Below are 25,808 nucleotides of genomic sequence, written 5' to 3'. Positions count from 1 at the left end.
GATGTTTAAAATGACAGGAAGATTAGATGAAGATTTAAAAGATGTAACATTACTAGGGAATCAAAATACAAAATATTTATTTGAATATAGCCCAGAAATATTAGAGGTATTTGATAATAATCATCCAAACCGTGATTATTTTGTAAAATTCAATTGTCCTGAATTTACAAGTTTATGCCCGAAAACAGGACAACCAGATTTTGCAACAATTTATATTAGCTATATTCCAGAGCAAAAAATGGTAGAGAGTAAATCTTTAAAGTTGTATTTATTTAGTTTCCGCAATCATGGTGATTTCCACGAAGATTGCATGAACGTTATTATGAACGATTTAATTAAATTAATGGATCCGCGTTATATTGAGGTATGGGGGAAATTCACACCACGTGGTGGCATTTCAATTGATCCATACTGCAACTACGGGCGCCCAGGTACGAAGTATGAACAAATGGCTGACTACCGCATGATGAACCACGATCTATATCCGGAAACAATTGATAATCGTTAATAGAAAGAAAGGGCCTGTATAGTATACAGGCCCTTTCTTTCTATTATATTATGCATTTTGATTAATGACAGTATAGTTTTTATGACTTACAACTGTAAGAGGTTCCATATCTAGTTCTCTAAAATTCTTCATAATTGTTATATCAACAATAACAGAGTTTTGATTTACTTTTTGAACACGGCCTTGCATTCCACCTTTAAATTCGATGATATCTCCAGTTTCTGCGATCTGCATAAGCAACTCTCCTTGTTACAGTTTTCCCAAAAAAAGAATAAATTTGGGTTTTTTTATTTCCTCCTATTTTGAACCATATTTCCTACTTTGTAAATGTTTCCAAAGTAAAAATTCGAAAAATATTCACTTTTTGTAAGAAAATATGTAGAAAATCCATGTTTTTTAGAAAAAATAGCAAAAATGCGAGAATCTTTATATCGAGGTATAATGAAAAAGTAGAATAACCTGCTGAAGTGGGAGAAATTAGAGGCGGTAAAATGATGTTTGAATTTGTGGGGAGTGTTATAGCTTTAATTTTATTTTTATTTTCTTATATGCATTTAAAAAAGATTCGTCAATATGATACGAGTACATATTTTGATGGGATGGATGGTATCCATGCTTCGATAACACATGATAGTGGTGGGGAGATGTAAAGGTATATAACTTTATTTTCTTGCGTGGTATGATGTTTAGAACTAGTGCATAATAGAGTTCATAAGTGATGAATGGAGAGTGAAAAGAATGAAGATTTCTTTTATTCGTCATGGTTGTTTAAGTCGTATAAGAGAACCGATGACAATTAATTCATTTCACGAATGGATGAAACAGTATGATTCCGAGTCAATGATACAAAAAGCTAAAATACCGATAGAAACAATAGAGGCAATTGAAGCAGCGAAATTTGTCTTAACAAGTGATCAAAGGCGTGCTGTACAATCAGCAGCTGAATTGACGGATTCTTTATCTTTTATGCAAAATTCTCTTTTTAGAGAAGCTGAAGTTCCTTCATGCTTTTTTGCTCCGAAGTGGTTGAAATGCACAATTAAGGTATGGATGTTCATTGGACGAACATTATGGATACTTGGCTACCATAAAGATGTTGAGTCTTATAAGGAAGTAAGAGAGAGGGTAAGGCAAGCGGCTTACCTGTTACATCGTTATGCTCTCGTACATGGAAGTATAGCTCTTGTAGGTCATAATTATGTGAATGTAATGATTGGTGCCGAACTGAGAGCGATGGGATGGTCTGGTTCTCCTATTTTGCACAGAGAGCCATGGGGATGTACAACATATACGTTTCACGAGGCGATGGATGGAAATATATTAAATACAAATTTAACATAAAAGCACACGATTTATATAAATCGTGTGCTTTCTTTTTAAGATATAGAAATTTTGACGTTTAATGGTTTTACGAGATGAGCATAAGGTTCCCCTACTAGCATAACAATTTCATCTTTTTTATAACCTAACTTTTCGTATAGTGAATAGGCGCGTTTGTTTTCTAAATTAACAAGTAAAGCGATTTTTTTATGCCCTTTTTCAGTTGCATAGATTTCGGCAGCTTCAATTAATTTAGAACCTATACCTTTTCCGCCGTGTGCACTTGAAACTGATAATGTATCAATGTAATACTCATCAAGCTCAGCTTCTTTTTCTAACGTAATTGATTCATCTTTATGTAATGCTCTTAAGTGATGTACAATTGGTGCGTCAAGCTGTGTTGCTTCACTACCGTGATAAGCGACAATAATTCCAACTGCACTCTCGTCTTGTTCATAGACAAAACAGTTTTCGTAGCTCAGACGGTTATTTTCTTTTGAGAACCATGTCTCAAGTCCTAGTAATACTTCTGCTTCAACTGTGCTACCTGTGATTTTTTCAGCAATTTCATGCAGAGCATTATACAATAAAGGAGCTATTGCCATTGCATCTGTCTTTTTTGCTTTCCGAATCATAGTATCCCTCCTAGTTCTATTTGTATATTGTAGCATAGTGGTATGGAACTTTGCATAATTGAATGCCGAAATGTTTGATATAGAGAAGTAGCTATGTTAGTATATGATATTTAGTGGACATATAGTAAAACAATATTGTTTGCGAAATAACGAAAATAAAATCATGGCATAATAACGAGATAAAGTGAAACGTTAATCAGTAAGATTTTTTGTTCATTCTACGACTGATTAGTAGTCAACACCAATCGGACTACCTGCAAATAGCGGGATAAATTTACAGTTGTTGACCTATAGAATATAAGATAAAATAAAATATTGCAGAGAGGTGAAATACATGGATAAAGAATTAGCAAATACAATTTTAGATCAGCTAAAAAATGGTGAAATAAAGGAGTATGTTGTTACGAAAGATGTATTTTATACGTTCAGAGAAGTTGTTGTAAATAGAGAAGACTTTAAGCATTTCATTGGTAACGCACAGCGAGGCGGGCAAGTGATTTATACATATTCAGAAACGCCACGTTCATAAAGGAGAATTTTGATCAGCAGGGCATCTCTCACTGATTAGTAGCCTTCACCAAACGGACGTTTCATGCGGGATAAATAAAAGATAAAGGAGAGGGGAATTATGGGCGATTTTAAACAAGGCATTTTACCACATTGGGATTATATGTGGAAAGATAGAGCCGGCAATCGATTTATGGGAATGGTTATGTATCCAGAGAAACGAAAATGTTCAGCAAAAATGCTTCAGAAAATAAAAAGAGCATATGAAGAAGCAATAGAAATTAAAGTAACTGTACAAGTTCAACATACATATCAGTACGTAGAAGGACTGATTGTATACTTTGATGAAGAGGCTCCTGTATGTACAATGCTTGATAAAGATGAAAATCCACATCATATATTTGTAAAAGATATTTTGCGCATTGAGTACTCTGAATAAACTTTTCATAAATAAATTGAAGTTCCATAATAATAATCTTTTTCTATAATAGTTATCTTTTAGTATGTAACGAAAAACGAAAGTATATGTATAATATATTTAATAAGGTAAATTTGATAAATGTAATCGTTTTTTAGAGCAGATTATAGTTTCATATCTGTTCTTTTTTGCGTGATGCTGGAGAAATATATTTCTTCAGCATCTACCGTTTTATGACAAAATATATTGTTAACTTTTTTAAAAATAAGGTTAAATTCGTTGACAACTTTTTTGAAAAGCACTTTATTGACATGAGTTTTAGAATGTTGTTTCATAGTCATTGTATTGAAAAAAAACGGCTATCATGTCGAAAAGTAAAAGTTAAAAAAAGAAAGAATTTATACATATATCTTGTGTCTTATTTTGAAACGTAATACAATATATAGAGAAATCAAGAACAACATATAGAGAATATAGATTTGAGAGGGAGGGTCGGAAATGTTAGTTGCATATGATTCTATGACAGGAAACGTGAAGCGTTTCATTCACAAATTAAATATGCCGGCCGTTCAAATTGATGAAGATCTAGTAATAGATGAAGACTTTATTCTTATTACGTATACAACAGGTTTTGGAAATGTACCAGAACGTGTTTTAGACTTTTTAGAGCGCAATAATGAAAAATTAAAAGGCGTATCTGCAAGCGGCAATCGTAACTGGGGAGACATGTTCGGTGCAAGTGCTGACAAGATTTCTACTAAATATGAAGTGCCTATTGTATCAAAATTTGAGTTATCTGGAACAAATAACGATGTAGAATATTTTAAGGAAAGGGTGCGGGAGATTGCGACACATTGAACTGAATAATGAAATCACGCAAATGCAGGACGGTTTTTATCAGCTTCATAAAGATAAAGAGGCATTAGAAGTCTTTATGGAAGAAGCTAGAGAGAATACCGTTCCTTTTAATAGCGTGGCAGAGCGAATGGAGTATATGAAAGAACATGATTACTATTACAACGTTCTGGACGAGTATAGCTTGGAGGAAGTAGAGGAAGTATATAACATCGCTTATGGTGAAAACTTCGAGTTCCAATCTTATATGGCAGCATCTAAGTTCTACAAAGATTATGCGTTAAAAACGAATGATCAAAAACAATACTTAGAAAGCTATGAAGATCGTGTAGCAATTGTTTCATTATACTTAGGACGCGGTGATGTTTCGAAAGCAAGACAATTCGCAAGCATGATTGTAAAACAAAACTACCAACCAGCGACACCAACCTTTTTAAATGCGGGAAGAAGCAGAAGAGGAGAAATGGTGTCTTGTTTCTTGTTAGAGATGGATGATAGCTTAAATTCAATTGGCTTTAACATTAATACTGCGATGCAATTATCAAAAATCGGCGGGGGAGTAGCTTTAAACTTATCTAAGCTACGCGCACGTGGTGAGCAAATTAAAGGTATCGACAACGCTGCAAGTGGCGTAGTACCTGTTATGAAATTGCTTGAAGATTCGTTTTCATATGCGAATCAGCTTGGCCAACGAAAAGGTGCCGGCGCAGTATATTTAAACATTTTCCATTGGGATATTATTGAATTCCTTGATACAAAAAAAATAAATGCCGATGAGAAGAGCCGTATTCAGTCTCTATCAATCGGAATTATCGTTCCAAGTAAGTTCTTTGAGCTTGCTGAGAAAAACGAACCTTTCCATGTTTTCGCGCCTTATACGGTTTATAAAGAATATGGCAAGCATTTAGATGATATTGACATTGATGAAATGTACGATGAATTAATGAGCAATCCGAAAGTGAAGAAGAAGCCACTAGATATTAGTGCACGTGATATGCTTATTAAAATCGCTATGATTCAGCTTGAGTCTGGTTACCCATACTTAATGTTTAAATCAAATGCAAATAATCAACATCCATTGAAGGAGATTGGAACTGTGAAGATGTCGAACTTATGTACAGAAATCTTCCAGCTTCAAGAAACTTCAGAAATAAATGATTACGGTACAGATGACATTATCCGTCGTGATATTAACTGTAACTTAGGATCGTTAAATATCGTAAACGTAATGGAAAATAAAGAAATTCGTGAAGCAGTTCATGCGGGAATGGAAGCTTTAACAGCTGTTTCTGATATGACGATTATTCCGAATGCACCAACTGTGAAAAAAGCAAATGACGAGCTTCATTCAGTTGGACTTGGAGCAATGAACTTACACGGATATTTAGCAAAAAATAAAATCGCTTATGAAAGTGCAGAAGCGAAAGAATTCGCTCGTACATTCTTTATGATGTTAAATTACTATTCTATTGAGAAAAGTATGGAAATCGCTACAGAAAAAGGCGAGACATTTAAAGACTTCGATAAATCTGATTATGCGAATGGCACATACTTCGAAAAGTATGAAACGACAGATTACAGTCCAGTAACTGAAAAAGTTCAGCAACTATTTGAAGGAATTCATATTCCGACAAAAGAAGATTGGACAAGTTTAAAAGAGCAAGTGCAGAAGAATGGTTTATATAACTCATATCGTCTTGCCATTGCTCCAACACAATCAATCAGTTACGTTCAAAATGCAACTTCAAGCGTAATGCCGATCGTAAGTCAAATCGAATCAAGAACATATGCGAATGCGACAACATATTATCCAATGCCGTATTTATCAAAAGATACGTTCTGGTACTATAAATCTTCTTACGATATGAATCAGTTTAAATTAATTGATTTAATCGCAGAAATTCAAGAACATATTGACCAAGGAATTAGTACAATTCTTTACGTTAATAGTGATATTTCAACACGTGAATTAGCACGTTACTATATCTATGCACATAAAAAAGGCTTAAAGAGTCTGTATTATACGAGAACACGTAAATTAAGCGTGGAAGAGTGTGTGGCTTGTACCGTTTAATATAAAAAGTGAGACATGATGAGCAGGGTTTTCTGAACCCTGCTCATGCTTAGTTATCATATTTAGAGAAGGGGCGATTTAATGCGTGCGGTAAACTGGAACAAAAAAGAAGATGATTTTAGTTTAATGTTTTGGAAGCAAAACATCGCTCAGTTTTGGACAGAAGAAGAAATTGCGGTTTCGTCTGACAAAAATACTTGGGTGCAATTATCGAAAGAAGAGCAAATTGCTTATAAGCGTGTATTAGGTGGTTTAACACTTTTAGATACGAAACAAGGTGGCGAAGGAATGCCACTTGTACTTGTTCATCTTGAAAATTTACAAGCGAAAAGTGTATTAGCTTTCATGGGAGCTATGGAAGAAGTACATGCGAAAAGTTATAGTCACATTTTCACAACACTAGCTACAGAAGAAGAGATTGATGATATTTTTGACTGGGTAGACAATCATCCGTTACTTGAGAAAAAAGCTGGTATTATTACTAGTTACTATCGTCGTTTATTAAAGCCTGAAGTAACAAAAAAAGAGTTATACATGGCAATGGTAGCAAGTGTGTTCTTAGAAAGTTACTTATTCTATAGCGGATTCTTCTATCCACTTTACTTAGCTGGTCAAGGAAAACTAACAGCAAGTGGTGAGATTATCAACTTGATAATTCGTGATGAGTCAATTCACGGCGTATTCGTCGGTATTTTAGCACAACAAATCTTCGCAGAACTTTCTGCAGAAGAGCAACAAGAAGTGCAAAAAGAAACACAAGAGTTATTAATGGAACTATATGAAATTGAAATGGCCTATACAGAAGAAATTTACACTTCTATCGGTCTTGTAGAAGATGTAAATCGTTTCGTTCGTTACAATGCAAATAAAGGGCTTATGAACTTAGGGCTTGAGCCGAAGTTTGAAGAAGAAGAAATTAACCCAATCGTTTTAAATGGTTTACGTACAGATACGAAAAACCATGATTTCTTCTCTGTAAAAGGAAATGGTTACGTAAAAGCAACGAACGTTGAAAAGTTAGCTGACGATGACTTCGTGTTTAACTTTTAATATAGGATTATAAAGAAAAACTGTCTTATTCATTGATAAGACAGTTTTTCTTTATAATTTTGTTTACATAACACTATTATTTTTGTATAGCGATTTATATTTGGGAAGTTCTATTCGTTTAACGGATAGAACTTTTTTGTAATTAAATGGGTATTTACAAACCTTTTGTATCGGTGTATTATTTAACTAGTACACCGATACAAAAGGAGGGAAGAAATGAAAATAGAGTTTTCTCCAAATACACCAATTTACATTCAGGTAATGGAATACATAAAAAAAGAGATCGTAACAGGACATTTATTACCTGGTGATAAAATTCCCTCGGTCCGTGAATTAGCGAGTGAATTACAAGTGAATCCAAATACGATTCAGCGTACATTTCAAGAGCTAGAACGGGATGGAGTTGTTGTCACACGTAGAGGAATGGGACGGTATGTAACGAATGAAGGGGAGAAAATTATGGAGCTACGAAAAGAGATGGCGAAAGAATTACTTCATTCTTTTATAGATGGAATGGACAATTTAGGTTTTTCAGAAGAAGAAATTCTTACAATTCTTCGTTCTTCATTACATGAGAAAAGGGAGGAGAGCGAATGACAGAGCTATTAAAAATAGAAAATTTATGGAAGAGATACGGATTAAAAGCAGTGATTCGTGAATTAAACATAGAGATTCCGGAAGGGAAAATCGTTGGGCTTGTTGGAGATAACGGGAGCGGGAAAACGACGTTATTGAAAATGATTGCAGGCTTGCAACACCCTTCTGAAGGTAGTATTACAATAGACGGTAAAAAGGTAGGATTACAGACGAAAGAAATCGTTTCATTTATGTCCGATAAGCCAATCTTTGATGATTGGATGACTGTAAAAGACGCTTTATTTTTCTACCGGGATTTTTACAATGATTTCGATATTCAAAAAGCGGTAGATACGATTGCAGAATTTAAAATACCGTTAGAAGAAAAAATTACAGCTTTATCAAAAGGTATGGTTGAAAAGCTTCAAATTATATTAACGTTTTCGAGGAAAGCGAAGTTATACGTATTAGATGAACCGCTTGGCGGGATTGATCTTGTTTCTAGAGAGCACATATTGAATCTCATTCTACAATTTTATAGAGAAGATTGTACGATACTAATCTCGACGCACTTAATAAACGAAGTTGAAAATATTTTTGATGAAGTGATCTTTTTAAAAGATGGGGAAATTGTATTGTATGAAAATGTAGAAGAGTTACGTTTTCAGAGAGGAAAAGCTGTTACAGAGGTGTTTAAGGAGGTGTTTAGTAGATGAAGCCGAGCTTAATATATATGTACAATATAAATAAAAAGCAAATAATTATTTCTTTGTTAACATTTATATTCGTTGTCGCTGTAGCTTTCGTAAGTTTGGGGAATTATATTAAGCAAGAATCAGGAGAAGTAAGACAAACAATTATAGTTAGTTTCGTTATTCTAGTATATATAACTTTTTTAGCAATGATAGTTATTCAGGCGGTGTCTGCATTTGGAAAAATGACTGAAAGCACATTATTTCGGTTAACATCGATATCCGGTAAAAAGATTGTTTTAGCAATATTGTTATACGCTGTAATTTATTCACTTATTTTCGAATTAATAGGATCTATTTTTTTATATGGTATTTCTATGAAAATAATAAAAGGTACAGAGCTCTATGAGGTATTATTTACTCAAAGTGTATTCAATCCACTAAAGCACCTCTTTAGTACTATGTTATATGTATTTAATTTATCAAGCATATTGCTAGTATTACTTTTTTCAGTAGCAAGCGTTAAAGTGTTTTCTTTGAAAAAGAAGAAGTTAAAATATCCACTGGTATTTTTCTTATTTTTACTAGTAACAAAATTATTAGGTACTATATATGGAATGTTGGGTGGTCTTGCACCTACTACGCCTTTAATAGCAAAGTTAGTATATATAGATGAATCATCAGAAGTGAATGTGTTTCTCTATCCAGAAAAACTTATGAATTTATATAGTATTGCTTTTTCAATCGGTATATTTGTTCTACTTATTTATATAACAGGTCGCATTATCGATAAAAAACTAGAAGTCTAAAGGAGGAATCAGCATTGGGAAACGTAGTAGTAAAGTTAGAGAATGTTCGAAAAAAGATTGGTGGAACGGAAATTATTCGTGGTTTATCATTTGAGGTTCGTGAAGGAGAAGTATACGGATTCCTTGGGCCGAACGGTAGCGGTAAGACGACGACGATCCGTATGATGACAGGTCTTATTTCAATGACAGAGGGCGATATTACAATTTGTGGACATAGTATTCGCTCGGAGCGTGAAAAGGCACTAGAGCAAATTGGAGCGATTGTAGAAAATCCTGAACTATATGATTATATGACAGGAATGCAAAACTTAAAGCATTTTGCGAATATGGCCATTACACCAATTAGTAAAGAGCGCATTGCTGAGATTATAAAGCTTGTTGAGTTAGAGCATGCGATTCATAAAAAGGTGAAAACATATTCACTTGGCATGAAACAACGTTTAGGAATTGCACAGGCATTACTTCATCAGCCGAAAATCTTAATTTTAGATGAGCCGACAAATGGATTAGATCCAGCTGGTATTCGCCAAATTCGTGATTATTTACAACGTTTAGCGAAAGAAGAGAATATTGCTGTAATCGTATCAAGTCACTTATTGAGTGAAATTGAATTAATGTGTGATCGCGTTGTTATTATTAAACAAGGTGAGTTTGTACAAGAGTACAACTTACATGAAAAAGTGAAACATGATGAGGCAGTCGTTGTAGCGTTTGAAGTAGATGAAGTTCAGAAAGCAAATGAAATCATTAAAGGCAAAGCAAAAGGGAATGTAATTGTAGCATCTGTAACAAAAGACAACATTCCACAACTTGTAAAAAAACTTGTTCATGCTGATGTGCTTGTATATGGCGTTACTGTTCAAAATAAAACGTTAGAGGATGAGTTCTTAGCGATTACTGGGGGAGTGAAAGCGTAATGTTTAAATTAATTCAAAATGAATTTTTAAAGTTGCATGCGAAAAAAGGTATGTATATTTTAATTGGTGTCATTGCGGCACTCGAAATTTTAGGTACTTTAGCAATGTTGAAGTGGGGAAAAGGTGATGAGTTTAAGGGGTCATATTTAGATTATGCAAACTCAGAGATTGGCTTAATTGTTTTATTTACAACGATTTTTGGGATTACACTTGCTGCCCGTACTCTTACTGATGAGTTCCAAAAAGGTACAATTAAACAATTGTTAATCCGTCCAAGAAAAAGACTTGCAGTTTTATTTTCTAAATATATTACAGTGTTATTAGCAATGTTATTTATCGTATTAGCTGGTATGCTAATTGCAATGATTATTGGCGGTATTGTAATGGATGGTAGTAAAACAGAATTAACATTAGGAATCGTAATGAAGTCCACTTTATATCAACTACTTTCACCGTTCTTTTTTGCAACACTTTCATTTTTCCTAGCAAATGTCTTTAGAAAATCTGTATTACCATTAATTATTACGATGTTCCTATTCTTCTTACAAGGTGCAATTAATATGGTATTAATAATGTTTGCAAAAGGTGTAGCGAAGTTTGTAGTATTCAACCATTTGGATTTAAGAGCTTACGATAGTAATAAATTAATCAATGGTGGAATGGAACCAACATTTACAGAATTTACGTTTACAACTTCATTATTACTTGTAGCTGCATACTTTGTTGTGTTACTTGTAGCATCAAGTGCATTATTCCAAAAACGTGACGTATTATAATAAAAGAAATCCCCGCTTGTAAAAACGGGGATTTTTATTACATAAATTTCTCTTAGATTGCAACCTGAAGAACAGCGATATGTTATTTTAAGAGATATGCTGTTTGAAATGATTTGAGAAAAATAGGAAGAATTTCAACTATATTCATATTATAATTTAGTTATCCTGCTATTTATAGGGAAAGGATTGCCTATAAAGTATTGATTAAAGTTTTATTGTATTTTTACTATCTTTGGGGGTGTTCTATATGCACTATGCATTTTCACGTATAAGGCTACGTAGCTTTTTTGGATGGATGATTATAGGGGTGCTCCTTATAATGATCCCATTAGGTCTAGCAAATGTTTCTGAGAATACGATGGAGGTTATTTCACAAATAACTGTATTTTTTGTATTTCCGTTACTTTGGCTATACGTAAAAACAAATAAAAATAATATTGTATTTAACAGTTTTTTTTATAAGCAAGGACATTTACCTTGGGGATTAATTGTATTAGCAACGATAATGGGAATGATTTTTTCAGTTGGCATATCTCAGATTCAATTTTACATATTAGCACATACGTTACCGAATTTCTTAGTTACTATGCTAGAAGACGGAAATGTTATTAATACGAGTAACGTATATATGACGATATTTACTTTCATTTCAGCATGTGTGTTAGCACCTATTATGGAAGAGGTTATTTTTAGGGGATTTTTCTTACAGCGAATGGCTTATAAATGGGGAATTAAAAAAGCTGTAATTATATCTTCAATTATTTTTGGCTTAGGACATTTTGATGTTATTGGTGCGTTCATGTTTGGTGTCGTTATGTGTCTTTTATATATAAAGACACAAAATATATGGACGAATATAGCTGTGCACGCTCTAAATAATTTGATTGCAACAAGTATGCAATTTTTCGGTGGAGAAGAAAGTGGTACAATCTCAATTACTGAATTACAAGCGCAAAGTAATTTATGGATTGGTATTGGTCTTACAGTTGTTGGATTACTTTGGTTAATTCCTTATGTTTGGAAACAATGGCGTACAGTAAAAGAAGTTGGCGTGCCACGCGTACGTTTTATAAATGAGCAAAAAGTAGTGAGTTCATCACAAGAAAATGAAGTGTATAGTCAAGTGATCGTAACCGATAGATTGATGGCCATAGAGTTACCAGATGAGGCTGTAAATAAGCTTCGGTTAGAAGAAAATGATTATGTAACAGTATCTGTAGAAGAAGATAAAATCGTTATAAAGAAAGCACATAATAGATAATTAAAAAGTAGCTCCTTAGGAGCTACTTTTTAATTTGTAATAATTTCTACACGAAAATTATTACCGTTCTTTACATATTTAATATCTGTAACAGTGCGGACCGTCTTTAAAATCTCCACTTTTTCACCAATTCGTGGGATGGTCGGAACATTGTCCCAAATACCAAGCAAGTCATCTAATTGTGCCGTTTTTTCATAAAACCAGATTTTCAATGTAAAGCCCCTTTCTCGAACTTTATGTATTTTAATACATAATATATTATTTTTATTCTTATTGTAAGGGTTTTTTTTATATTTTATGAATAAAAATAAATTAATCTTCTGGGAAGATATGTTCAATATCAGGAGTAAGAGATACTTCTGATAATACGATATGAGAAACGGTCGTTGCATATGAAGAAACATCATTGATAAATTCTTCCAGTTCAACGAGTGAAGGAACAGAAATTTTTACAATGTAGCATAAGCTTCCTGTTACTCGGTAACAAAAACTTGCAGATGGATAAGATTGAATAAACTGTTGCATACGTGTTGTATCACCATTTTTTAAAGTGATTTCTAAAATACAATCTAAAACGAGTCCTGCTTTTTTATAATCAATATCGATTGTGTATTTTTGAATAACACCTTCGCTTTCGAGCTTACGAACACGTTCTGAAGTAGATGGAGCAGATAAGTTTACTCGTTTCGCCAATTCACGCATCGAAAGGCGACTATCATTATATAATTCATTTAAAATTTTTCGATCAACACGGTCTAATTGCATTTGTAAATATACCTCCAGTAAAATAATGATTTTTGTAAAGGGAAAATATAAATTAAGATTCATATGAAATGTAAAGTGAACGTTATTTATTTTACAATAAAACAGAAGGAAATAGGAGGGGAAATGATGGAGAGAATTTCATTATCAAATGTAGGAGATACAAAGTTTCAAAAGTTATTAGGGCATAATTCGGATATATTACATTCGTGGAGTACGTTAGAAGATACACTGTACAATAAAGGAACTCTTTCAGCAGAGTTGAAGGAGCAAGTGAGAAGAACATTAGCGTATGGGAATGAATGTCCGTACTGTATGGCAAAAGGAAGACCTGATGATATGCAAAAGGCAGAGGAGATTGGTGTAGCCGTTACTTTTGCGCATACATTTGTTCATGACCGAAAAGCAATAGATGATACTATGTTTCACGTATTAAAACAATATTGGACAGAAAAAGAAATTGTAGAGCTTTGCGCCTATGTTTGCTTTATTACTGCGTCACAACAACTTGGTTTTCTATTTCAATTACAGCCAAATTAAGGGGGAAATGATGACAAATCAAATAGCACTTATCATAATCGATGTACAAAAGGCATTTCAATTACCAGATTGGGGCGAGAGAAATAATATTTTTGCTGAAGAAAACATGAGAATTTTATTAGAAGAATGGAGAAAAAGGGAACGACCAGTTTTTCATATTCAACATGTAAATAAAGAAAATGCTCAGTCAATGTTTTATGAGAGAGCGGAAACGGTAAACTTTAAAGAAGAAGTGCAACCACTACTTGGTGAAGTGGTTATTCAGAAATTCGTTAACAGCGCGTTCATTGGGACAAATTTAGAAGAGCAATTAAGAAAGAACAAATGTAATGCAGTAGTGGTTGTAGGATTAACGACAAATCATTGCGTGGAAACTACAACACGAATGGCAGGGAATTTAGGATTTACAACATATTTAGTGAGTGATGCAACGGCTACTTTTAACCGTAAAGGTTTAGATGGTAAGGAGTATAGTGCAGAAGATATTCACAATATGACACTTGTAAATTTACATGAAGAGTTTGCTACGATTGTGACGACAAAAGAAGTATTAAAATTATTTTAAGAAAATAATTGCAAATTATGTAGAAAAAAATGAGAATATTTCGTATAATCTAAGTACAATCATTTTGAAAATAGGGGTGGCATCATATGGAGCAAATTTCAGTAAAGAAATTAGAAGAGGTACTTGTTGTAGCAGGGGATGATAAACAGAAGCAAAAGGAATTTTATGAATTGCTCTTATCTACTGAGTTTTATGTTGCTGGTTCACTAGAAGCAGAGGACGGGGCAACAGAGGGAATACTTCGTTTGCGTCATTTCCAAGGAGAAGGTAGATGGATCGTTCCGTTCTTTACACAAATGGAATTTGTAAAAGATGTGTTGCCAGAAGGAACGCCCCTTATTACGATACGTGGGAAAGAGTTATTTGGTAGCATTGAGAAAGATGCTACAGCTGTATTAAATGTTGGTACTGATATAAGTAAAACATTTATTCCAGAAGAAATTGCAGATATCTCATCTGGACGAATTTTTAATTATTATAAGTAAAAGGAAAAGCGTAATCGCTTTTCCTTTTTAATTTGAATATGGAGTGGCTATACCGGAAGAAATAGAGACTGTTTTATTATTCGTGTTTATTGTCGCTGTAGCTCCAAGTGGAATACCGATGTTTGGACTTATATGTCCAATTGGTAAACCGAATAGGACCGGTATATAATATGGTGCGAAATATTCATATAATATTGCTTGCAATGATTGAGATGGCTTTGAAGGAGTGCAGTCGTGACAACTTGTGAAAATAACGCCCCTGCATTCATTAAACTTTCCAGATAAAAGTAGCTGATTTAACATACGGTCAATGCGGTACGGTTCTTCACCAATGTCTTCAAGTAATAAAAGTGTATTGTCCGTATTTATCTCGTAGGGCGAGCCAATTATACTTGTTAACACAGCTAAATTTCCTCCAACTAACGTACCTGTAACTGTACTGTGAGAGCAAGGTACGATACATTCTGATGCAGATAAAATGGTTGAATACGGATGGAATAGTTGATTGAAAGAGGATAAAGATAGGGAATCAATACCTTTTCCTAGTTCTTCAATCATCGGACCATGAAATGTTATAAGCTTTGCATAACGTGAAACAGCAGTATGTAAAGCTGTAATATCGCTATATCCCCAAAAGATTTTAGGGTTTTGCCGAATGATTTCATATTGAATGTGAGGGAGGAGACGAGCACTTCCGTAACCACCTCGTGCACAGAAAACGGCCTTCACTTCATTATTTGTAAATGCTTCATGTATATCGTCAAGCCGAACTTGATCACTTCCGGCTAAAAATCCATATTTCTCGTAAACGCTCTTCCCGATTATTACGGATAACCCCATCTCTTGTAATACATTCACACCTTGTAATACATTTTCGATTGTAGGTGGACCAGATGGTGCAATAATCATTACTGTATCACCTTGTTTTAATGCATTTGGATAAATCATTAAGCTCAGCCTCCTTCTCTTTCAATATATTCGCTTCATATGAAGTTCAACCCTTGCAAAAGCAGGGGAAAGCTTATCAAATAAAGAAGATATAAGGGAAATAGGAGGGAAAATGATGTTTACAAGTCGAGTAACAGACATATTAAAAATTGAGTATCCCGTTGTTCAAGCCGGTATGGCAGGCGCGATTACGACGCCAGAACTTGTTGCAGCAGTAAGTAATAGCGGAGGATTAGGGACGCTTGGAGCGGGCTATATGAGCCCAGAACAAATTCGTGAAGCGATTTATAGAATAAGAGAACTAACAGATAAGCCTTTCGGTGTTAATTTACTTGTAACGAAAGAGATACAAATAGAAGAAGAGAAGGTAAATGAGGCGAAAGTATTACTAAGCGGAGTGAATAGAGAATTAGGTATAGAAGTAGAAGGAACGTTAAAGCTTCCAAAAAGCTATAAGGAACAATTACAAGTGCTATTAGATGAAAAAGTACCGGTCGTTAGTTTTGCATTTCAAACGTTAGAAAAAGAAGAAATAAATGATTTAAAAAGAAGTGGAATAAAAGTTATCGGAACAGCTACCCATGTGAAGGAAGCGAAAGTACTTGCCGAGTTAGGAGTAGATATTATTGTCGGGCAAGGAAGCGAAGCCGGAGGGCATAGAGGAACGTTTATTGGGAAAGAACGAGATGCTATGATCGGTACTTTTGCGTTAATACCTCAGTTAGTAGGGGCTATTCCGCATATCCCAATTGTCGCAGCAGGTGGTGTAATGAACGGACAAGGGCTTGTTGCGGCATTGGCACTAGGAGCAGAAGGTGTTCAAATGGGATCGGCCTTTTTAACAAGTGAAGAGAGTATTACGCACGATGTGTATAAAGAAGCGGTTTTACATAGTACAGATACGAGCACAACTGTAACTCGTGCGTTTTCCGGGAAATATGCACGGGGTATTCGGAATGAATTTATAGAGAGACATGAAGGAAAAGAAGAAGGGCTTCCAATGTATCCAGTGCAAAACGTATTAACTTCTAAAATACGCAAAGAGGCAGCGAAGCAAAATAAGGAAGAATATATGTCGCTTTGGGCAGGACAGGCAGCATCATTAGCTCGAATCGAATCAGCTCAGTATGTAGTGGAGCGAGTTATGAAAGAAGCAGAGAATGCAATCGAACAATTACAAAATATATACAAAAAGACCACTTGAGTAATTCAAGCGGTCTTTTCACTAGTTTGCTTTATAAAATTGTTGGATGGCTTCGTCGATGTAAACCCAGCCTTTCCAACCTAAGTGCATATGATCTTTTAAGAAGTATTTATCATATTCATGATTTGAGAAGTCGGCAATTGGATAACCAGCTTTTTCAATTTGCTCATGAACTTTCTTATAGTATGCTTCGCGGCGTTCTTTCGGGAAGCCAGCGTAGTCGTACCAAGGACCTTTGACAGGAACAGAAATGAAGAGTGGTTTTGCACCAGATTGTTTTAATAAATCAAGTACAATTTGTAAATCTTCATATTCTGGCGATTGGTCGTAAGCATCATTTTTTAAGTAACCTTCACGTTGCTTTAATTTTTTCTTAATTTTGCTATTGAAGTAACCATCTTCGATACCATATTCATTAGATCCAGATTCTGCTGCACCTGTTTGATCCGCATGTTTACGAGCTTCTTCCCAGTTCATTTGTTTTAATGAAGGATCGAGCTTCTCTTTGTGCGGTTTAATATTAAACATAGCTGTAAATAAATCTTTACGATCTAAAATGTTACGGTAAATATAAGCGAAAGGTTTAGCAGCAATTGCTTTTACTTTATACTTCGTATCATCATAAGCGATACCTTCAAGCGAGATTTTTAATAAAGTTTCTTTTTTTACAATCTCAAAGTTTAATAAACGCTTTGCAATTTGTTTTTTCATTTCAGGTTTTAAATCATTGTTGAAAATGAAGTGGTAACCTTGTTGTTTTGAAAAGTTAGGTGCAAAGTGCGTTTCATCAATACCTTGTGGTACAAACCATTGCGGAGAAAGAACGAATACCATTTTCTTATCTTTCAATTGATCCATTGTAGATGCAAAGTTTAACACATGTACAAGGTCTTGTGTTCCGCCGCGTCCAAGAAGGAATGGTGTGAACCCTTCAGGCTTTACTTTAAAATAATTAGATGGATGGAAAGCATCCATACGTGCGAATTCCGATGAACCGTACATCGGAAGATATTTTGGATCTGCTAACATCTTTTGCTGTAAAATCATACTTTGAATTTTTTCTTCTTTTAAAGAAGTGGCAGCTTGTTCTACTTTTTCATCACTTAAAAGTGGAAGTAGGAAGCGCGTTGGAATAAGTAAGAATACAGCAAAAAGGGCCAATGCTAAAAGCATCGGACCAAATTTTGCTTTGTTCATCGGATTTCTTCCAACTTTTTAATAACCATGTTTGGTGTAGCCCACTCGTCACGGTCAAAATCAGAAATAGAAACTTCAATATCTAAACGCTCTTGGAATTCAACTAATAAAGATACTACAGCAAAAGAATCAAGAATACCTTCTTCAAATAATTGAACATCTAAGTTTTCTTTCACAATATCGTTTTCACATACTTCTTCTAAAATATCTAATACTTGCTCTTTGAATTCTGCCATTTTTAAAATCTCCTTTATATCCGAAATATATTATATGTGCAACTTCTTAATGGAATAAGAAGGGTGCATTAAAAGTATCTGTTAAGGTGTCCAGAGAAGATTAGGAAACCGAAACATACAATGTGGAACGTAATTACAATCGCAAGGATGCGTGTGAATTTATTGTTTGGCCAAAATTTATGCTTCTTGTTTTTTCGTTCGAAAATATCGAATAAAATAAACAGTGCGGCATGATATAGACCATAAATAATATACTGCGCAACAGCGCTTCCTTGGATATGCCAAATTCCCATAATGAAGAAGTTTAAAAATGCACCGATATACGAAATTGTGTAACGGTTCTTAATTAACTTTTTCTTCGTTGCAAAAAATACGAAACGCATGTAGATGAAGTCACGGAACCAGAATGATAAACTCATGTGCCAGCGGTTCCAGAAGTCTTTAATATTACGACTAAGGAATGGTTTATTAAAGTTTTCTGGCGTTTTAATTCCCATCATATAACTTACACCAATTACAAAAGAGCTATAACCAGCAAAATCAAAGAATAGATATAAGCTATAGCTATACATGTAAATCATATTTGAAAAGATTGTATCGTGTTGAGCGAATGCTGGATCCATACAATATTGCTTTATTAAGTAAGCAATAATAAATTTATACAAGAAACCTTGGAAAATACGATTTAGTCCTGTATATAGTAAATTTTGATATTCTTCAGCGCTAGGTGGCTTTTGAATATCTTTTTGGAATCTACGGTAACGATCGATAGGTCCTGTTGAAATCGCAGGGAAAAATAAAACGAATTCCCAGAAGTTAAAGAAAGAAAGCTCTTTAATTAAACCATCACGAACTTCAAATACCATTTGAACTGCTCTGAATGTTACGTAAGATATACCTAGAAAAACAACAAGTTTTAACTCAGGTAGTAACGATGCAAATGGTGCGATTTTTGCCAAAATAAGAGGCAAAATCGATAAAATAACAGCTATGCAAAATGTGAATGTACTATTATTTTGTTTTCTTAAAATTAAATAGCCTTTAATTAGGGCATATTGCCAAATAATAAATGCGGCTAACATCATTGCTTGCTTTGGTTTATCTGAGAAGATAATAGCAAGCATGACTAATGTTAAAACGGCATTATATTTACGCAACATTTTACCTTTTAATCCAGCTATGATAGTAGGTATTAATAAAATGCCCACTATAGCGAAAAAATAAAATGATCCATATGCGGTCATGCTGTAACCTCACTCAATAATTTTTTGCGATCTACCTTTCCATTTGGTGTCATTGGAATAGAAGATTGATACATGAATTTACGTGGAATCATGTAGTTTGGTAATCGCTCATTGAGTTCTTTTTTGATTGCAGATGTTAATTTGAATTCTTTTTCAAACGAATGCTCCCCAGGAACAACAACCGCTAATAAATAATCGTATTTCTCACCTTTTTTAATTGGAACGATAACTGCTCCTTCTACGTAAGAACACGCACGAAGGTGATGCTCAATTTCTTCTAATTCCATTCGATAACCATGCAACTTAATTTGGAAATCAAGACGACCATTATAGAATAGAAGACCATTTTCAACATAGCCAGCATCGCCTGTTTTATAGGCGCGCTCACCGTCAATCATAGTAAATGCTTTTTCTGTTAATTCAGGGCTTCCTAAATATCCAACGCTTACGCTTGGACCGACAATTACGATTTCACCTTTTTCACCATCAGGTGCAATCGTGCCATCTTCTTTCATAATAAGAAGGCGACAGTCTGATTTACAATAGCCAACTGGAAGTGATTTGTATTGATTAAGCACTTCTTCTGTAACGTGAATACCTGTTACAGCGACAGTAGCTTCTGTTGGACCGTAAGTATTCATAATTGTTGCTTTTGGGAAACGCTCAATTAATTTTCTAGCCACTTCATTTGGTAACACTTCACCGCAGAATAAGAATGTTTTCATGTTCGGTAGCATACTTTCAGAGAAGGATGATTCCATTAAACACATTTCAGCGAAAGAAGGTGTCGAAGTCCATACTTGAATATCCGATTGCTCTAAAGAAGCAAACAAGTCTTTTGGACGCGCAATCATATCTTTATCGATTGCCCAAAGTGTACCACCTGTTACTAATGATGGGTAAATATCCATTACAGATAAATCGAATGAGAAAGGTGCTTGATTTAAGAATACTTGCCCTGTTTGTAAGTTGAAATCTTCTACAGCCCATTTTGTAAAGCTAACAAGGCAGTTATAAGTAATCTGAACCCCTTTCGGATTACCTGTGCTTCCTGATGTGTAAATAATGTAGAAGTTCTCATCACCTTTTACCGCATGTTCAGGATTTGGAGTGTTCCCTTTATGAGTAAAGAAAATATCTTTTAAGTTGTCTTCACTTACGATGCGAACTGGTAAATCAGTTACAGTTACTGCTGTTGCCGATAAAAGTAATTTCGCACCAGAATTTTCAGCAATACGTTGTACACGATCAGCTGGGATAGATAAATCTACAGGAATGTAAGCATGTCCAGCTTTTACACATCCTAAAAAGTTAACAATCATTTCAGGTTGCATATGGCCATACACCATAATTGGTGAACGATCGTCTGGATACTCAGAAGAAATCCAATGTGCCAACGCATCAGAATCTTCCTTTAATTGTTTGTACGTAATTTTCGCATCTCGCCAAACAAAAGCGGTTTGATCAGGCGTTTCTGCAGCCCACTTTTCAATTTGTTCTAATAACTTCATAACGTTCCCACCCTAGAATTCATTGTAAATAAATGTACTTGTGTTTGTATCATGGAATCCATACAACCAAAGTAATGCAAATAAAATTGCAAGATAATAAACCGTCTTTGCAACCCATTGTGTGAGTGGTCGAGACCATATCTCTTTTAATCTTTCCATGTCTTTCCCTCTCTTAATGAAATAATAGCTCTTTGTAGGTATCATGTCCTACATTATTGTGAAAAAAACAAAATCCCACATTTTAGGTAAAAATAAGTCAAAAGGCTCTTTTTTGATATTAGCACTAAATACTAAAAAAGAAAATCCCTAACTTAGCAATTATATTACATTCAGCATGAATTTGTAATGGGTTTGACATGTAAATAGAAAGTGGATTGTGTGAATACATAAAAGTGGACTATAAGAATACGTAAAAATACAGTATTTGTTTTTATTAATCATTCAAGACGGAGTAAACTTTTAAATTTCTAGTTCTTTTGAAAAGGAGGAAATTATCATGAATAGAGTGTGGAAGAATCTAATTTCGGAAGAAAATATCGTGAAATGGAGAAGGCACTTCCATAAGTATCCGGAATTATCATTTCATGAAAAAGAAACTTCGCAATTTATATATGATACATTATGCTCATTTTCTTCTTTTGAAGTAACGAGACCGACGAAGTATAGTGTACTAGCAATTAAAAGAGGTGTGAAGCAAGGGAAAGTAATTGCGATTCGAGCTGATATAGATGCTTTGCCAATTCAAGAGGAGACAAGTAAATCTTATACATCTGTGAATAAAGGAATGATGCATGCATGTGGGCACGATGCTCACACAGCTATTTTATTAAGCACAGCAGAGGTGCTATCAAATATAAAGGAAGATTTTGCAGGTGAGATTCGTCTATTCTTTCAGCACGCAGAAGAGGTGTATCCTGGCGGGGGACAAGAAATGGTTGAGGCAGGTGTAATGGACGGTGTTGATTATGTAATAGGTTTACATGTTATGTCTGGATTAGAAAGCGGAAAGATAGGAATTGTGTATGGGCCGATGATGGCGGCACCAGACGTATTTACAGTTGAAATTCAAGGCAAAGGAGGACATGCGGCGCGACCAGAAGAAACGATAGACCCTATTGCTATCGGAGCACAGATTATTACAAATTTACAACATATCGTATCAAGAAATACGAGTGCTTTTATGCAAAGGGTTATTTCAGTTACACAATTTCATGGGGGAACGGCTGACAATATTATTCCTAGTACAGCAACTTTAATGGGAACCGTTCGTTCATTTAATCAAGCATTGAGGGTGGAAGCAGAAGGGAAAATCGAGAAAATTGTGAAAGGAATTACAGAAGCACATGGAGGATCGTATACATATACGTATCGATATGGATATGATCCGGTTATTAATGATGAATATATTACGAAAATAGTAGAAGAAAGTGCACTACATTTGTTTGGGAATCAGCGTGTTGTGAAGCTTGAACCTTCTATGGGTGGGGAAGATTTTTCAGCATATTTAAGAAAAGCACCCGGTTGTTTCATTAAATTAGGAACAGGTAATGAAAATATATATACTTGTTATCCACATCATCATCCGAAATTTGACGTGGATGAATCAGCATTAATTTGTGGAGTGGAGCTATTTTTAGAGACGACTATAAGATTACTAAAATCATAGAAAAACAAAAAAAGGCAACTGCACTCTATTGCAGTTGCTTTTATTTCTTTCCGTCAGAGAGGGCTGAGAAAGAACTATGCTCATTCATAGTATATGAATAGCTAACGGACAAGCTTGTACATTTTAATCATTTTTTTAAAAATAGTTGTTGACATTGATAATCAATGTCAATTAATCTAAAAGTAGTTGAAATTGATAATTATTATCAATAGGATGGATGCGACATGTTAATGAGAAAAAATTTTCACCTTCTGCGGAGGGGATTAAAAGATAAAAATAAAGATAAAGATGTTGATCAGCATATGGAATGGCAAAGAAATGTAATTCGGTCTGAATATGTAGATGAGAAGAAGAGCATTCAAACAGAAAAAGAGATACAAAGTAAAGGGAGAGGTTCAGTTGAGTAAGTTAGTAATGATTTTTGCAAGTATGAGTGGAAATACAGAGGAAATGGCTGACCACATTGCCGGCGTAATTCGTGAAACAGAAAATGAAATTGAAGTTATTGATATTATGGATTCACCAGAAGCTTCTATATTAGAACAGTATGATGGAATTATTTTAGGTGCATATACTTGGGGAGATGGTGATCTTCCTGATGATTTCTTAGATTTTTATGATGCAATGGATTCTATTGATTTAACTGGGAAAAAAGCGGCAGTATTCGGATCGTGTGATTCGGCTTATCCGAAATACGGAGTGGCAGTTGACATTTTAATAGAAAAGCTACAAGAGCGCGGGGCAGCAGTTGTGTTAGAAGGACTAAAAGTAGAATTAACGCCAGAAGATGAAGATGTAGAAAAATGTTTACAGTTTGGAGCTGAATTTGTAAAACACCTTTCTTAATGGCAGAAGGGAGATGAAGAGCAAGTGCATGAGAAAATCTCAATCAAAACGATGACAGATTATCATTTGTATGATTTTATGCGTTGTCCGCATAAATTTTATTTTCGTCATATAAAAAGAAGAGAACCTTCTTCATTTGAATGGCAACAAATAGCACAAATGATTGTCAATCAAATTATTAACGAGTATTACACGCTACCTGCGGGTCAACAAACGAAAATTGTACTTTTAATATTAATAGAAAAGTATTGGAAAAAAGTAAGGATTAATATGTTTGCTTCGAAGACGGAGTACTATATTGTATTAGCTAAGCTAACGGATCACTTATTACAGTTTGTTGAAAAGGATGATAGTCAGACACCACCATTGTTTTTATACGAGAAGTTTCAAACATATATGGAAGAGTTAGGTGTCCACATGTCATTGACATTTGAAGTTGGTGAGTGGAGTGCTGGGTCGTTTGTAATTAAAAAGTATGTCGTCGATGCGGATGAGGAAATGCTTGCTCTTTGTCAGAAGCTAATGACAGTATTCAGTTATAAAGCTTTCGGCGTTCTTCCAGGAAAGATTGAAGTTATTAATTTAATAGAAGGAACTAAGTATGAGTACATTCCAAAACAGGAAGATATTATAACTGGAATGGCTGATTTATCTAGAATGAAAGAAATGTTGCAACAACCTGAGCATTATACAGAGCGTCATTTTCGTTCTGAGTGTATAAGTTGTGCATTTCGTAGTGAATGCCAAGGGGAAGAAGTAAAGAAAGAAGCGGAGCAGAAGAAAAATATCGTACATTAAAGGATGCAACTTTGCATCCTTTTTTGTTGTTGACATGAAAAGCTTTTCATCATTTACCGTATATTTGTAGCAGATTTTAATAAAGGGAGGAATAATCAATGAAAGATGAAACGAAAGTATTTCAGTGGTTAAAAGAACAGAATGCTCCTTTTGAAATTCAACTGCAAATTTTACAAGCATTTCAACTGTATAAAGTCATTGTTGAAATGGATAAAAAGTTAATGTTGTATGAGGAGAGAGTATATAGGGAGAGAATGTAATCTCATCCCTGCAGTATTATTTTCAGTTGTTCTGTACCCGATATGAATTCAAGTTCCTCGTTTCTAAGTTAAGTTATTCCACTTTACGATATCAGAATTTTCTTTCTATATGTTAAAATATAGCTATCATTATGAAGAAGGGCGGGAGTATTACGAAAAAAAGACTGTTAATCAGTTCTCTATGTATCGCTTTTATATTGTTATGGTCATATAAAGAGGAGGTTTTTGCTACCTTTAAACCGATTGATCAGTACGAGTTAAATAAGGAGTTAAAGAACAAAAGTATAGAAAATTTAACTCATAATGAAATGAAAAAGGTAGGAGAGCATTTTGTGACCGAGCAACTATCAGTGTTTGGGTCTACTAATAAAGAAGATGTGAAACGAAAAGGTGAAGAACTATTTTTAAATAGAGGGTATGAACAATTAATGGGAAATTATTATCCAAATCGTTTTCGAGATTTAGAGTATAAATTTACAAACGAGGAGATACGTGAAGAGACCGATGAGAGTTTTCTTTATCAAGCTGTAGCGTACGTTGCGGGTACTGAAAATGGTAAGAGAAGCGAAATGAAATTGAATTATGAAGTGAAAATTGTAAAGGTTAATAATATATTTATGGTGCTAGAACAAAAGCAGCGCGTACAATAAAGGAAATTCATTGCTCAATAGAACATTTTGGGGTGTGTACTACTTAATGCGGAATAAAAAGGCCCTCAAGGAATAAAGGGCCTTTAAAGATTTTCATTTTGTTGACCAAGTTCTTTTTGAGCAATATATAAATTTCCTTGCTCGACTTGTTTAAGGGTATGAACAGAATCCCCTGCATATCCTTTTTGTGTTTTAACAGTTCTTTTTGAACGATTGGAATCTTGTTTCTTCATATAATAGGCCACCTTTCATCAAAAATAAACGAAAATGATAAGTATGAGTAATACAGCAGCGAAAATGGTAATGCCCATTAAAAACGAAGTGTTTTTATATTTAGGTGGCTTATGTACATCTTGCCGATATCCAGGTGAAATTTCAGGGGCAAATTCTTCATCGAATGATTGCTTTTTTTCTTTGTCGTCCATATGTACCCACCTTTCTTGTTCATTATATTATACGTTACAAGAAAAAATATGCATAAAGAAAACAGCCGCTTTA

The 25,808-nt window shown here is 34.4% G+C and carries 36 protein-coding genes; 24 read left to right on the top strand and 12 right to left on the bottom strand.

Annotated elements, in window-relative coordinates:
* Positions 1-10: 10 nt before the first annotated feature.
* Positions 11-508, top strand: coding sequence for a preQ(1) synthase (gene queF / locus D1166_RS00410; RefSeq protein ID WP_001986050.1), 498 nt, complete (start codon positions 11-13; stop codon positions 506-508).
* A 48-nt stretch (positions 509-556) separates the two neighbouring features.
* Here queF and D1166_RS00405 read toward each other — a convergent pair whose 3' ends face one another.
* Positions 557-742, bottom strand: coding sequence for a YkvS family protein (locus tag D1166_RS00405; RefSeq protein ID WP_001165082.1), 186 nt, complete (start codon positions 740-742; stop codon positions 557-559).
* A gap of 260 nt (positions 743-1,002) precedes the next feature.
* On the opposite strand from D1166_RS00405, the gene D1166_RS31100 reads away from it, so the two are divergent.
* Both D1166_RS31100 and D1166_RS00400 read left to right on the top strand, forming a co-directional pair.
* Positions 1,003-1,158 (top strand): hypothetical protein, encoded by a 156-nt coding sequence (locus D1166_RS31100; protein WP_000461432.1) that lies wholly within the window; start codon positions 1,003-1,005, stop codon positions 1,156-1,158.
* Between the two features lie 88 nt (positions 1,159-1,246).
* Positions 1,247-1,849 (top strand): histidine phosphatase family protein, encoded by a 603-nt coding sequence (locus tag D1166_RS00400; protein WP_000703097.1) that lies wholly within the window; start codon positions 1,247-1,249, stop codon positions 1,847-1,849.
* 35 nt (positions 1,850-1,884) lie between these two features.
* On the opposite strand, the gene D1166_RS00395 is transcribed toward D1166_RS00400, so the two are convergent.
* Positions 1,885-2,463 (bottom strand): GNAT family N-acetyltransferase, encoded by a 579-nt coding sequence (locus D1166_RS00395; protein ID WP_000619548.1) that lies wholly within the window; start codon positions 2,461-2,463, stop codon positions 1,885-1,887.
* 334 nt (positions 2,464-2,797) lie between these two features.
* Between D1166_RS00395 and D1166_RS00390 the strand changes: the two genes are divergently transcribed.
* The 11 genes from D1166_RS00390 (at position 2,798) to D1166_RS00335 (ending at position 12,398) form a co-directional block, all read left to right on the top strand.
* A complete protein-coding gene (locus D1166_RS00390; protein WP_000356684.1) occupies positions 2,798-2,992 on the top strand; it encodes a hypothetical protein in 195 nt (64 codons plus the stop codon).
* A 99-nt stretch (positions 2,993-3,091) separates the two neighbouring features.
* On the top strand, positions 3,092-3,409 hold the full coding sequence (locus D1166_RS00385) for a hypothetical protein (RefSeq protein ID WP_000502197.1): 318 nt from the start codon (positions 3,092-3,094) through the stop codon (positions 3,407-3,409).
* A gap of 477 nt (positions 3,410-3,886) precedes the next feature.
* Positions 3,887-4,246 (top strand): class Ib ribonucleoside-diphosphate reductase assembly flavoprotein NrdI, encoded by a 360-nt coding sequence (nrdI, locus tag D1166_RS00375; protein WP_000959447.1) that lies wholly within the window; start codon positions 3,887-3,889, stop codon positions 4,244-4,246.
* On the top strand, positions 4,233-6,317 hold the full coding sequence (gene nrdE / locus D1166_RS00370; protein ID WP_097855608.1) for a class 1b ribonucleoside-diphosphate reductase subunit alpha: 2,085 nt from the start codon (positions 4,233-4,235) through the stop codon (positions 6,315-6,317). Before nrdI ends, nrdE begins: the two co-directional genes overlap by 14 nt.
* A gap of 81 nt (positions 6,318-6,398) precedes the next feature.
* Positions 6,399-7,367 (top strand): class 1b ribonucleoside-diphosphate reductase subunit beta, encoded by a 969-nt coding sequence (gene nrdF, locus D1166_RS00365; protein ID WP_001203029.1) that lies wholly within the window; start codon positions 6,399-6,401, stop codon positions 7,365-7,367.
* 216 nt (positions 7,368-7,583) lie between these two features.
* Complete coding sequence (locus D1166_RS00360; protein WP_000687513.1) at positions 7,584-7,964, top strand: GntR family transcriptional regulator; 381 nt, start codon at positions 7,584-7,586, stop codon at positions 7,962-7,964.
* Positions 7,961-8,659 (top strand): ABC transporter ATP-binding protein, encoded by a 699-nt coding sequence (locus D1166_RS00355; protein WP_000137710.1) that lies wholly within the window; start codon positions 7,961-7,963, stop codon positions 8,657-8,659. The genes D1166_RS00360 and D1166_RS00355 overlap by 4 nt, the downstream gene beginning before the upstream one ends.
* On the top strand, positions 8,656-9,444 hold the full coding sequence (locus tag D1166_RS00350) for an ABC transporter permease (protein ID WP_097861906.1): 789 nt from the start codon (positions 8,656-8,658) through the stop codon (positions 9,442-9,444). The genes D1166_RS00355 and D1166_RS00350 overlap by 4 nt, the downstream gene beginning before the upstream one ends.
* A gap of 14 nt (positions 9,445-9,458) precedes the next feature.
* Entirely contained in the window at positions 9,459-10,361 is a 903-nt protein-coding gene (locus D1166_RS00345) for an ABC transporter ATP-binding protein (protein WP_000528786.1), read from the top strand.
* Positions 10,361-11,137, top strand: coding sequence for an ABC transporter permease (locus D1166_RS00340; protein ID WP_097855611.1), 777 nt, complete (start codon positions 10,361-10,363; stop codon positions 11,135-11,137). The genes D1166_RS00345 and D1166_RS00340 overlap by 1 nt, the downstream gene beginning before the upstream one ends.
* Positions 11,138-11,384: 247 nt before the next feature.
* Positions 11,385-12,398 (top strand): CPBP family intramembrane glutamic endopeptidase, encoded by a 1,014-nt coding sequence (locus D1166_RS00335; protein WP_000558819.1) that lies wholly within the window; start codon positions 11,385-11,387, stop codon positions 12,396-12,398.
* Positions 12,399-12,427: 29 nt separating this feature from the next.
* Here the strand turns inward: D1166_RS00335 and D1166_RS00330 are convergent, their stop codons facing one another.
* Positions 12,428-12,610: a DUF3913 family protein gene (locus D1166_RS00330; RefSeq protein WP_000707107.1), complete on the bottom strand. Its 183-nt coding sequence runs from the start codon at positions 12,608-12,610 to the stop codon at positions 12,428-12,430.
* 100 nt (positions 12,611-12,710) lie between these two features.
* Positions 12,711-13,163, bottom strand: a complete 453-nt coding sequence (locus D1166_RS00325) for an Lrp/AsnC family transcriptional regulator (protein WP_001175505.1) — start codon at positions 13,161-13,163, stop codon at positions 12,711-12,713.
* Between the two features lie 126 nt (positions 13,164-13,289).
* Between D1166_RS00325 and D1166_RS00320 the strand changes: the two genes are divergently transcribed.
* From D1166_RS00320 to D1166_RS00310, 3 genes are all read left to right on the top strand, one after another.
* The gene (locus D1166_RS00320; RefSeq protein ID WP_000439753.1) at positions 13,290-13,700 is read left to right on the top strand and encodes a carboxymuconolactone decarboxylase family protein; all 411 of its coding nucleotides are present in this window, start codon (positions 13,290-13,292) and stop codon (positions 13,698-13,700) included.
* Between the two features lie 10 nt (positions 13,701-13,710).
* On the top strand, positions 13,711-14,265 hold the full coding sequence (locus D1166_RS00315; protein ID WP_000184430.1) for a cysteine hydrolase family protein: 555 nt from the start codon (positions 13,711-13,713) through the stop codon (positions 14,263-14,265).
* An 86-nt stretch (positions 14,266-14,351) separates the two neighbouring features.
* Positions 14,352-14,750 (top strand): SseB family protein, encoded by a 399-nt coding sequence (locus tag D1166_RS00310; RefSeq protein WP_000435266.1) that lies wholly within the window; start codon positions 14,352-14,354, stop codon positions 14,748-14,750.
* Between the two features lie 27 nt (positions 14,751-14,777).
* On the opposite strand, the gene D1166_RS00305 is transcribed toward D1166_RS00310, so the two are convergent.
* A complete protein-coding gene (locus D1166_RS00305) occupies positions 14,778-15,698 on the bottom strand; it encodes a S66 peptidase family protein (RefSeq protein WP_000640074.1) in 921 nt (306 codons plus the stop codon).
* Positions 15,699-15,813: 115 nt separating this feature from the next.
* Between D1166_RS00305 and D1166_RS00300 the strand changes: the two genes are divergently transcribed.
* Positions 15,814-16,902 (top strand): NAD(P)H-dependent flavin oxidoreductase, encoded by a 1,089-nt coding sequence (locus D1166_RS00300; RefSeq protein ID WP_000495285.1) that lies wholly within the window; start codon positions 15,814-15,816, stop codon positions 16,900-16,902.
* Positions 16,903-16,923: 21 nt separating this feature from the next.
* On the opposite strand, the gene dltD is transcribed toward D1166_RS00300, so the two are convergent.
* The 5 genes from dltD to D1166_RS00275 all read right to left on the bottom strand — a co-directional run bounded on the left by dltD (position 16,924) and on the right by D1166_RS00275 (position 21,249).
* Positions 16,924-18,099, bottom strand: coding sequence for a D-alanyl-lipoteichoic acid biosynthesis protein DltD (gene dltD / locus D1166_RS00295; protein ID WP_001030265.1), 1,176 nt, complete (start codon positions 18,097-18,099; stop codon positions 16,924-16,926).
* Positions 18,096-18,335 carry a D-alanine--poly(phosphoribitol) ligase subunit DltC gene (gene dltC / locus D1166_RS00290; protein WP_000807310.1) on the bottom strand — a complete coding sequence of 80 codons (240 nt, stop codon included), beginning with the start codon at positions 18,333-18,335 and terminating at the stop codon, positions 18,096-18,098. The genes dltD and dltC overlap by 4 nt, the downstream gene beginning before the upstream one ends.
* A 68-nt stretch (positions 18,336-18,403) precedes the next feature.
* Positions 18,404-19,579, bottom strand: coding sequence for a D-alanyl-lipoteichoic acid biosynthesis protein DltB (gene dltB / locus D1166_RS00285; RefSeq protein ID WP_000127953.1), 1,176 nt, complete (start codon positions 19,577-19,579; stop codon positions 18,404-18,406).
* On the bottom strand, positions 19,576-21,090 hold the full coding sequence (gene dltA / locus D1166_RS00280; RefSeq protein WP_000770513.1) for a D-alanine--poly(phosphoribitol) ligase subunit DltA: 1,515 nt from the start codon (positions 21,088-21,090) through the stop codon (positions 19,576-19,578). The genes dltB and dltA overlap by 4 nt, the downstream gene beginning before the upstream one ends.
* 12 nt (positions 21,091-21,102) lie before the next feature.
* On the bottom strand, positions 21,103-21,249 hold the full coding sequence (locus D1166_RS00275) for a teichoic acid D-Ala incorporation-associated protein DltX (protein ID WP_000440293.1): 147 nt from the start codon (positions 21,247-21,249) through the stop codon (positions 21,103-21,105).
* A 337-nt stretch (positions 21,250-21,586) separates the two neighbouring features.
* Here D1166_RS00275 and D1166_RS00270 point away from each other — a divergent pair, with 337 nt between their 5' ends.
* The 6 genes from D1166_RS00270 to D1166_RS00250 all read left to right on the top strand — a co-directional run bounded on the left by D1166_RS00270 (position 21,587) and on the right by D1166_RS00250 (position 25,310).
* On the top strand, positions 21,587-22,756 hold the full coding sequence (locus D1166_RS00270; protein ID WP_097861905.1) for an amidohydrolase: 1,170 nt from the start codon (positions 21,587-21,589) through the stop codon (positions 22,754-22,756).
* A gap of 224 nt (positions 22,757-22,980) precedes the next feature.
* Complete coding sequence (locus tag D1166_RS00265; RefSeq protein WP_000929021.1) at positions 22,981-23,163, top strand: hypothetical protein; 183 nt, start codon at positions 22,981-22,983, stop codon at positions 23,161-23,163.
* Entirely contained in the window at positions 23,156-23,602 is a 447-nt protein-coding gene (locus D1166_RS00260) for a flavodoxin (RefSeq protein ID WP_000041153.1), read from the top strand. The genes D1166_RS00265 and D1166_RS00260 overlap by 8 nt, the downstream gene beginning before the upstream one ends.
* A 24-nt stretch (positions 23,603-23,626) precedes the next feature.
* Entirely contained in the window at positions 23,627-24,400 is a 774-nt protein-coding gene (locus tag D1166_RS00255) for a hypothetical protein (RefSeq protein WP_000544577.1), read from the top strand.
* Between the two features lie 98 nt (positions 24,401-24,498).
* Complete coding sequence (locus D1166_RS31095) at positions 24,499-24,660, top strand: hypothetical protein (protein ID WP_000651084.1); 162 nt, start codon at positions 24,499-24,501, stop codon at positions 24,658-24,660.
* Positions 24,661-24,791: 131 nt separating this feature from the next.
* Positions 24,792-25,310: a hypothetical protein gene (locus tag D1166_RS00250; protein ID WP_000715262.1), complete on the top strand. Its 519-nt coding sequence runs from the start codon at positions 24,792-24,794 to the stop codon at positions 25,308-25,310.
* An 83-nt stretch (positions 25,311-25,393) separates the two neighbouring features.
* Here the strand turns inward: D1166_RS00250 and D1166_RS31090 are convergent, their stop codons facing one another.
* Both D1166_RS31090 and D1166_RS00245 read right to left on the bottom strand, forming a co-directional pair.
* Entirely contained in the window at positions 25,394-25,543 is a 150-nt protein-coding gene (locus D1166_RS31090) for a hypothetical protein (protein ID WP_000743742.1), read from the bottom strand.
* An 18-nt stretch (positions 25,544-25,561) separates the two neighbouring features.
* Positions 25,562-25,735: a hypothetical protein gene (locus tag D1166_RS00245; protein ID WP_000341062.1), complete on the bottom strand. Its 174-nt coding sequence runs from the start codon at positions 25,733-25,735 to the stop codon at positions 25,562-25,564.
* Between the last annotated feature and the right edge of the window lie 73 nt (positions 25,736-25,808).

Source organism: Bacillus sp. ISO11 (genome assembly GCF_003458115.1).
GTDB classification, from domain to species: domain Bacteria; phylum Bacillota; class Bacilli; order Bacillales; family Bacillaceae_G; genus Bacillus_A; species Bacillus_A cereus.
Note: the sequence above shows the minus strand (reverse complement) of the source record. Positions and strands in the feature narration are given on the sequence as shown.

Bases quoted from the DNA above. Each gene is read 5' to 3' on its own strand.
- queF (WP_001986050.1), top strand. From the start codon at position 11: ATGACAGGAAGATTAGATGAAGATTTAAAAGATGTAACATTACTAGGG.
- D1166_RS00405 (WP_001165082.1), bottom strand. From the start codon at position 742: ATGCAGATCGCAGAAACTGGAGATATCATCGAATTTAAAGGTGGAATG.
- D1166_RS31100 (WP_000461432.1), top strand. From the start codon at position 1,003: ATGTTTGAATTTGTGGGGAGTGTTATAGCTTTAATTTTATTTTTATTT.
- D1166_RS00400 (WP_000703097.1), top strand. From the start codon at position 1,247: ATGAAGATTTCTTTTATTCGTCATGGTTGTTTAAGTCGTATAAGAGAA.
- D1166_RS00395 (WP_000619548.1), bottom strand. From the start codon at position 2,463: ATGATTCGGAAAGCAAAAAAGACAGATGCAATGGCAATAGCTCCTTTA.
- D1166_RS00390 (WP_000356684.1), top strand. From the start codon at position 2,798: ATGGATAAAGAATTAGCAAATACAATTTTAGATCAGCTAAAAAATGGT.
- D1166_RS00385 (WP_000502197.1), top strand. From the start codon at position 3,092: ATGGGCGATTTTAAACAAGGCATTTTACCACATTGGGATTATATGTGG.
- nrdI (WP_000959447.1), top strand. From the start codon at position 3,887: ATGTTAGTTGCATATGATTCTATGACAGGAAACGTGAAGCGTTTCATT.
- nrdF (WP_001203029.1), top strand. From the start codon at position 6,399: ATGCGTGCGGTAAACTGGAACAAAAAAGAAGATGATTTTAGTTTAATG.
- D1166_RS00360 (WP_000687513.1), top strand. From the start codon at position 7,584: ATGAAAATAGAGTTTTCTCCAAATACACCAATTTACATTCAGGTAATG.
- D1166_RS00355 (WP_000137710.1), top strand. From the start codon at position 7,961: ATGACAGAGCTATTAAAAATAGAAAATTTATGGAAGAGATACGGATTA.
- D1166_RS00350 (WP_097861906.1), top strand. From the start codon at position 8,656: ATGAAGCCGAGCTTAATATATATGTACAATATAAATAAAAAGCAAATA.
- D1166_RS00340 (WP_097855611.1), top strand. From the start codon at position 10,361: ATGTTTAAATTAATTCAAAATGAATTTTTAAAGTTGCATGCGAAAAAA.
- D1166_RS00335 (WP_000558819.1), top strand. From the start codon at position 11,385: ATGCACTATGCATTTTCACGTATAAGGCTACGTAGCTTTTTTGGATGG.
- D1166_RS00325 (WP_001175505.1), bottom strand. From the start codon at position 13,163: ATGCAATTAGACCGTGTTGATCGAAAAATTTTAAATGAATTATATAAT.
- D1166_RS00320 (WP_000439753.1), top strand. From the start codon at position 13,290: ATGGAGAGAATTTCATTATCAAATGTAGGAGATACAAAGTTTCAAAAG.
- D1166_RS00315 (WP_000184430.1), top strand. From the start codon at position 13,711: ATGACAAATCAAATAGCACTTATCATAATCGATGTACAAAAGGCATTT.
- D1166_RS00310 (WP_000435266.1), top strand. From the start codon at position 14,352: ATGGAGCAAATTTCAGTAAAGAAATTAGAAGAGGTACTTGTTGTAGCA.
- D1166_RS00305 (WP_000640074.1), bottom strand. From the start codon at position 15,698: ATGATTTATCCAAATGCATTAAAACAAGGTGATACAGTAATGATTATT.
- D1166_RS00300 (WP_000495285.1), top strand. From the start codon at position 15,814: ATGTTTACAAGTCGAGTAACAGACATATTAAAAATTGAGTATCCCGTT.
- dltD (WP_001030265.1), bottom strand. From the start codon at position 18,099: ATGAACAAAGCAAAATTTGGTCCGATGCTTTTAGCATTGGCCCTTTTT.
- dltC (WP_000807310.1), bottom strand. From the start codon at position 18,335: ATGGCAGAATTCAAAGAGCAAGTATTAGATATTTTAGAAGAAGTATGT.
- dltB (WP_000127953.1), bottom strand. From the start codon at position 19,579: ATGACCGCATATGGATCATTTTATTTTTTCGCTATAGTGGGCATTTTA.
- dltA (WP_000770513.1), bottom strand. From the start codon at position 21,090: ATGAAGTTATTAGAACAAATTGAAAAGTGGGCTGCAGAAACGCCTGAT.
- D1166_RS00275 (WP_000440293.1), bottom strand. From the start codon at position 21,249: ATGGAAAGATTAAAAGAGATATGGTCTCGACCACTCACACAATGGGTT.
- D1166_RS00270 (WP_097861905.1), top strand. From the start codon at position 21,587: ATGAATAGAGTGTGGAAGAATCTAATTTCGGAAGAAAATATCGTGAAA.
- D1166_RS00265 (WP_000929021.1), top strand. From the start codon at position 22,981: ATGTTAATGAGAAAAAATTTTCACCTTCTGCGGAGGGGATTAAAAGAT.
- D1166_RS31095 (WP_000651084.1), top strand. From the start codon at position 24,499: ATGAAAGATGAAACGAAAGTATTTCAGTGGTTAAAAGAACAGAATGCT.
- D1166_RS00250 (WP_000715262.1), top strand. From the start codon at position 24,792: ATGAAGAAGGGCGGGAGTATTACGAAAAAAAGACTGTTAATCAGTTCT.
- D1166_RS31090 (WP_000743742.1), bottom strand. From the start codon at position 25,543: ATGAAGAAACAAGATTCCAATCGTTCAAAAAGAACTGTTAAAACACAA.
- D1166_RS00245 (WP_000341062.1), bottom strand. From the start codon at position 25,735: ATGGACGACAAAGAAAAAAAGCAATCATTCGATGAAGAATTTGCCCCT.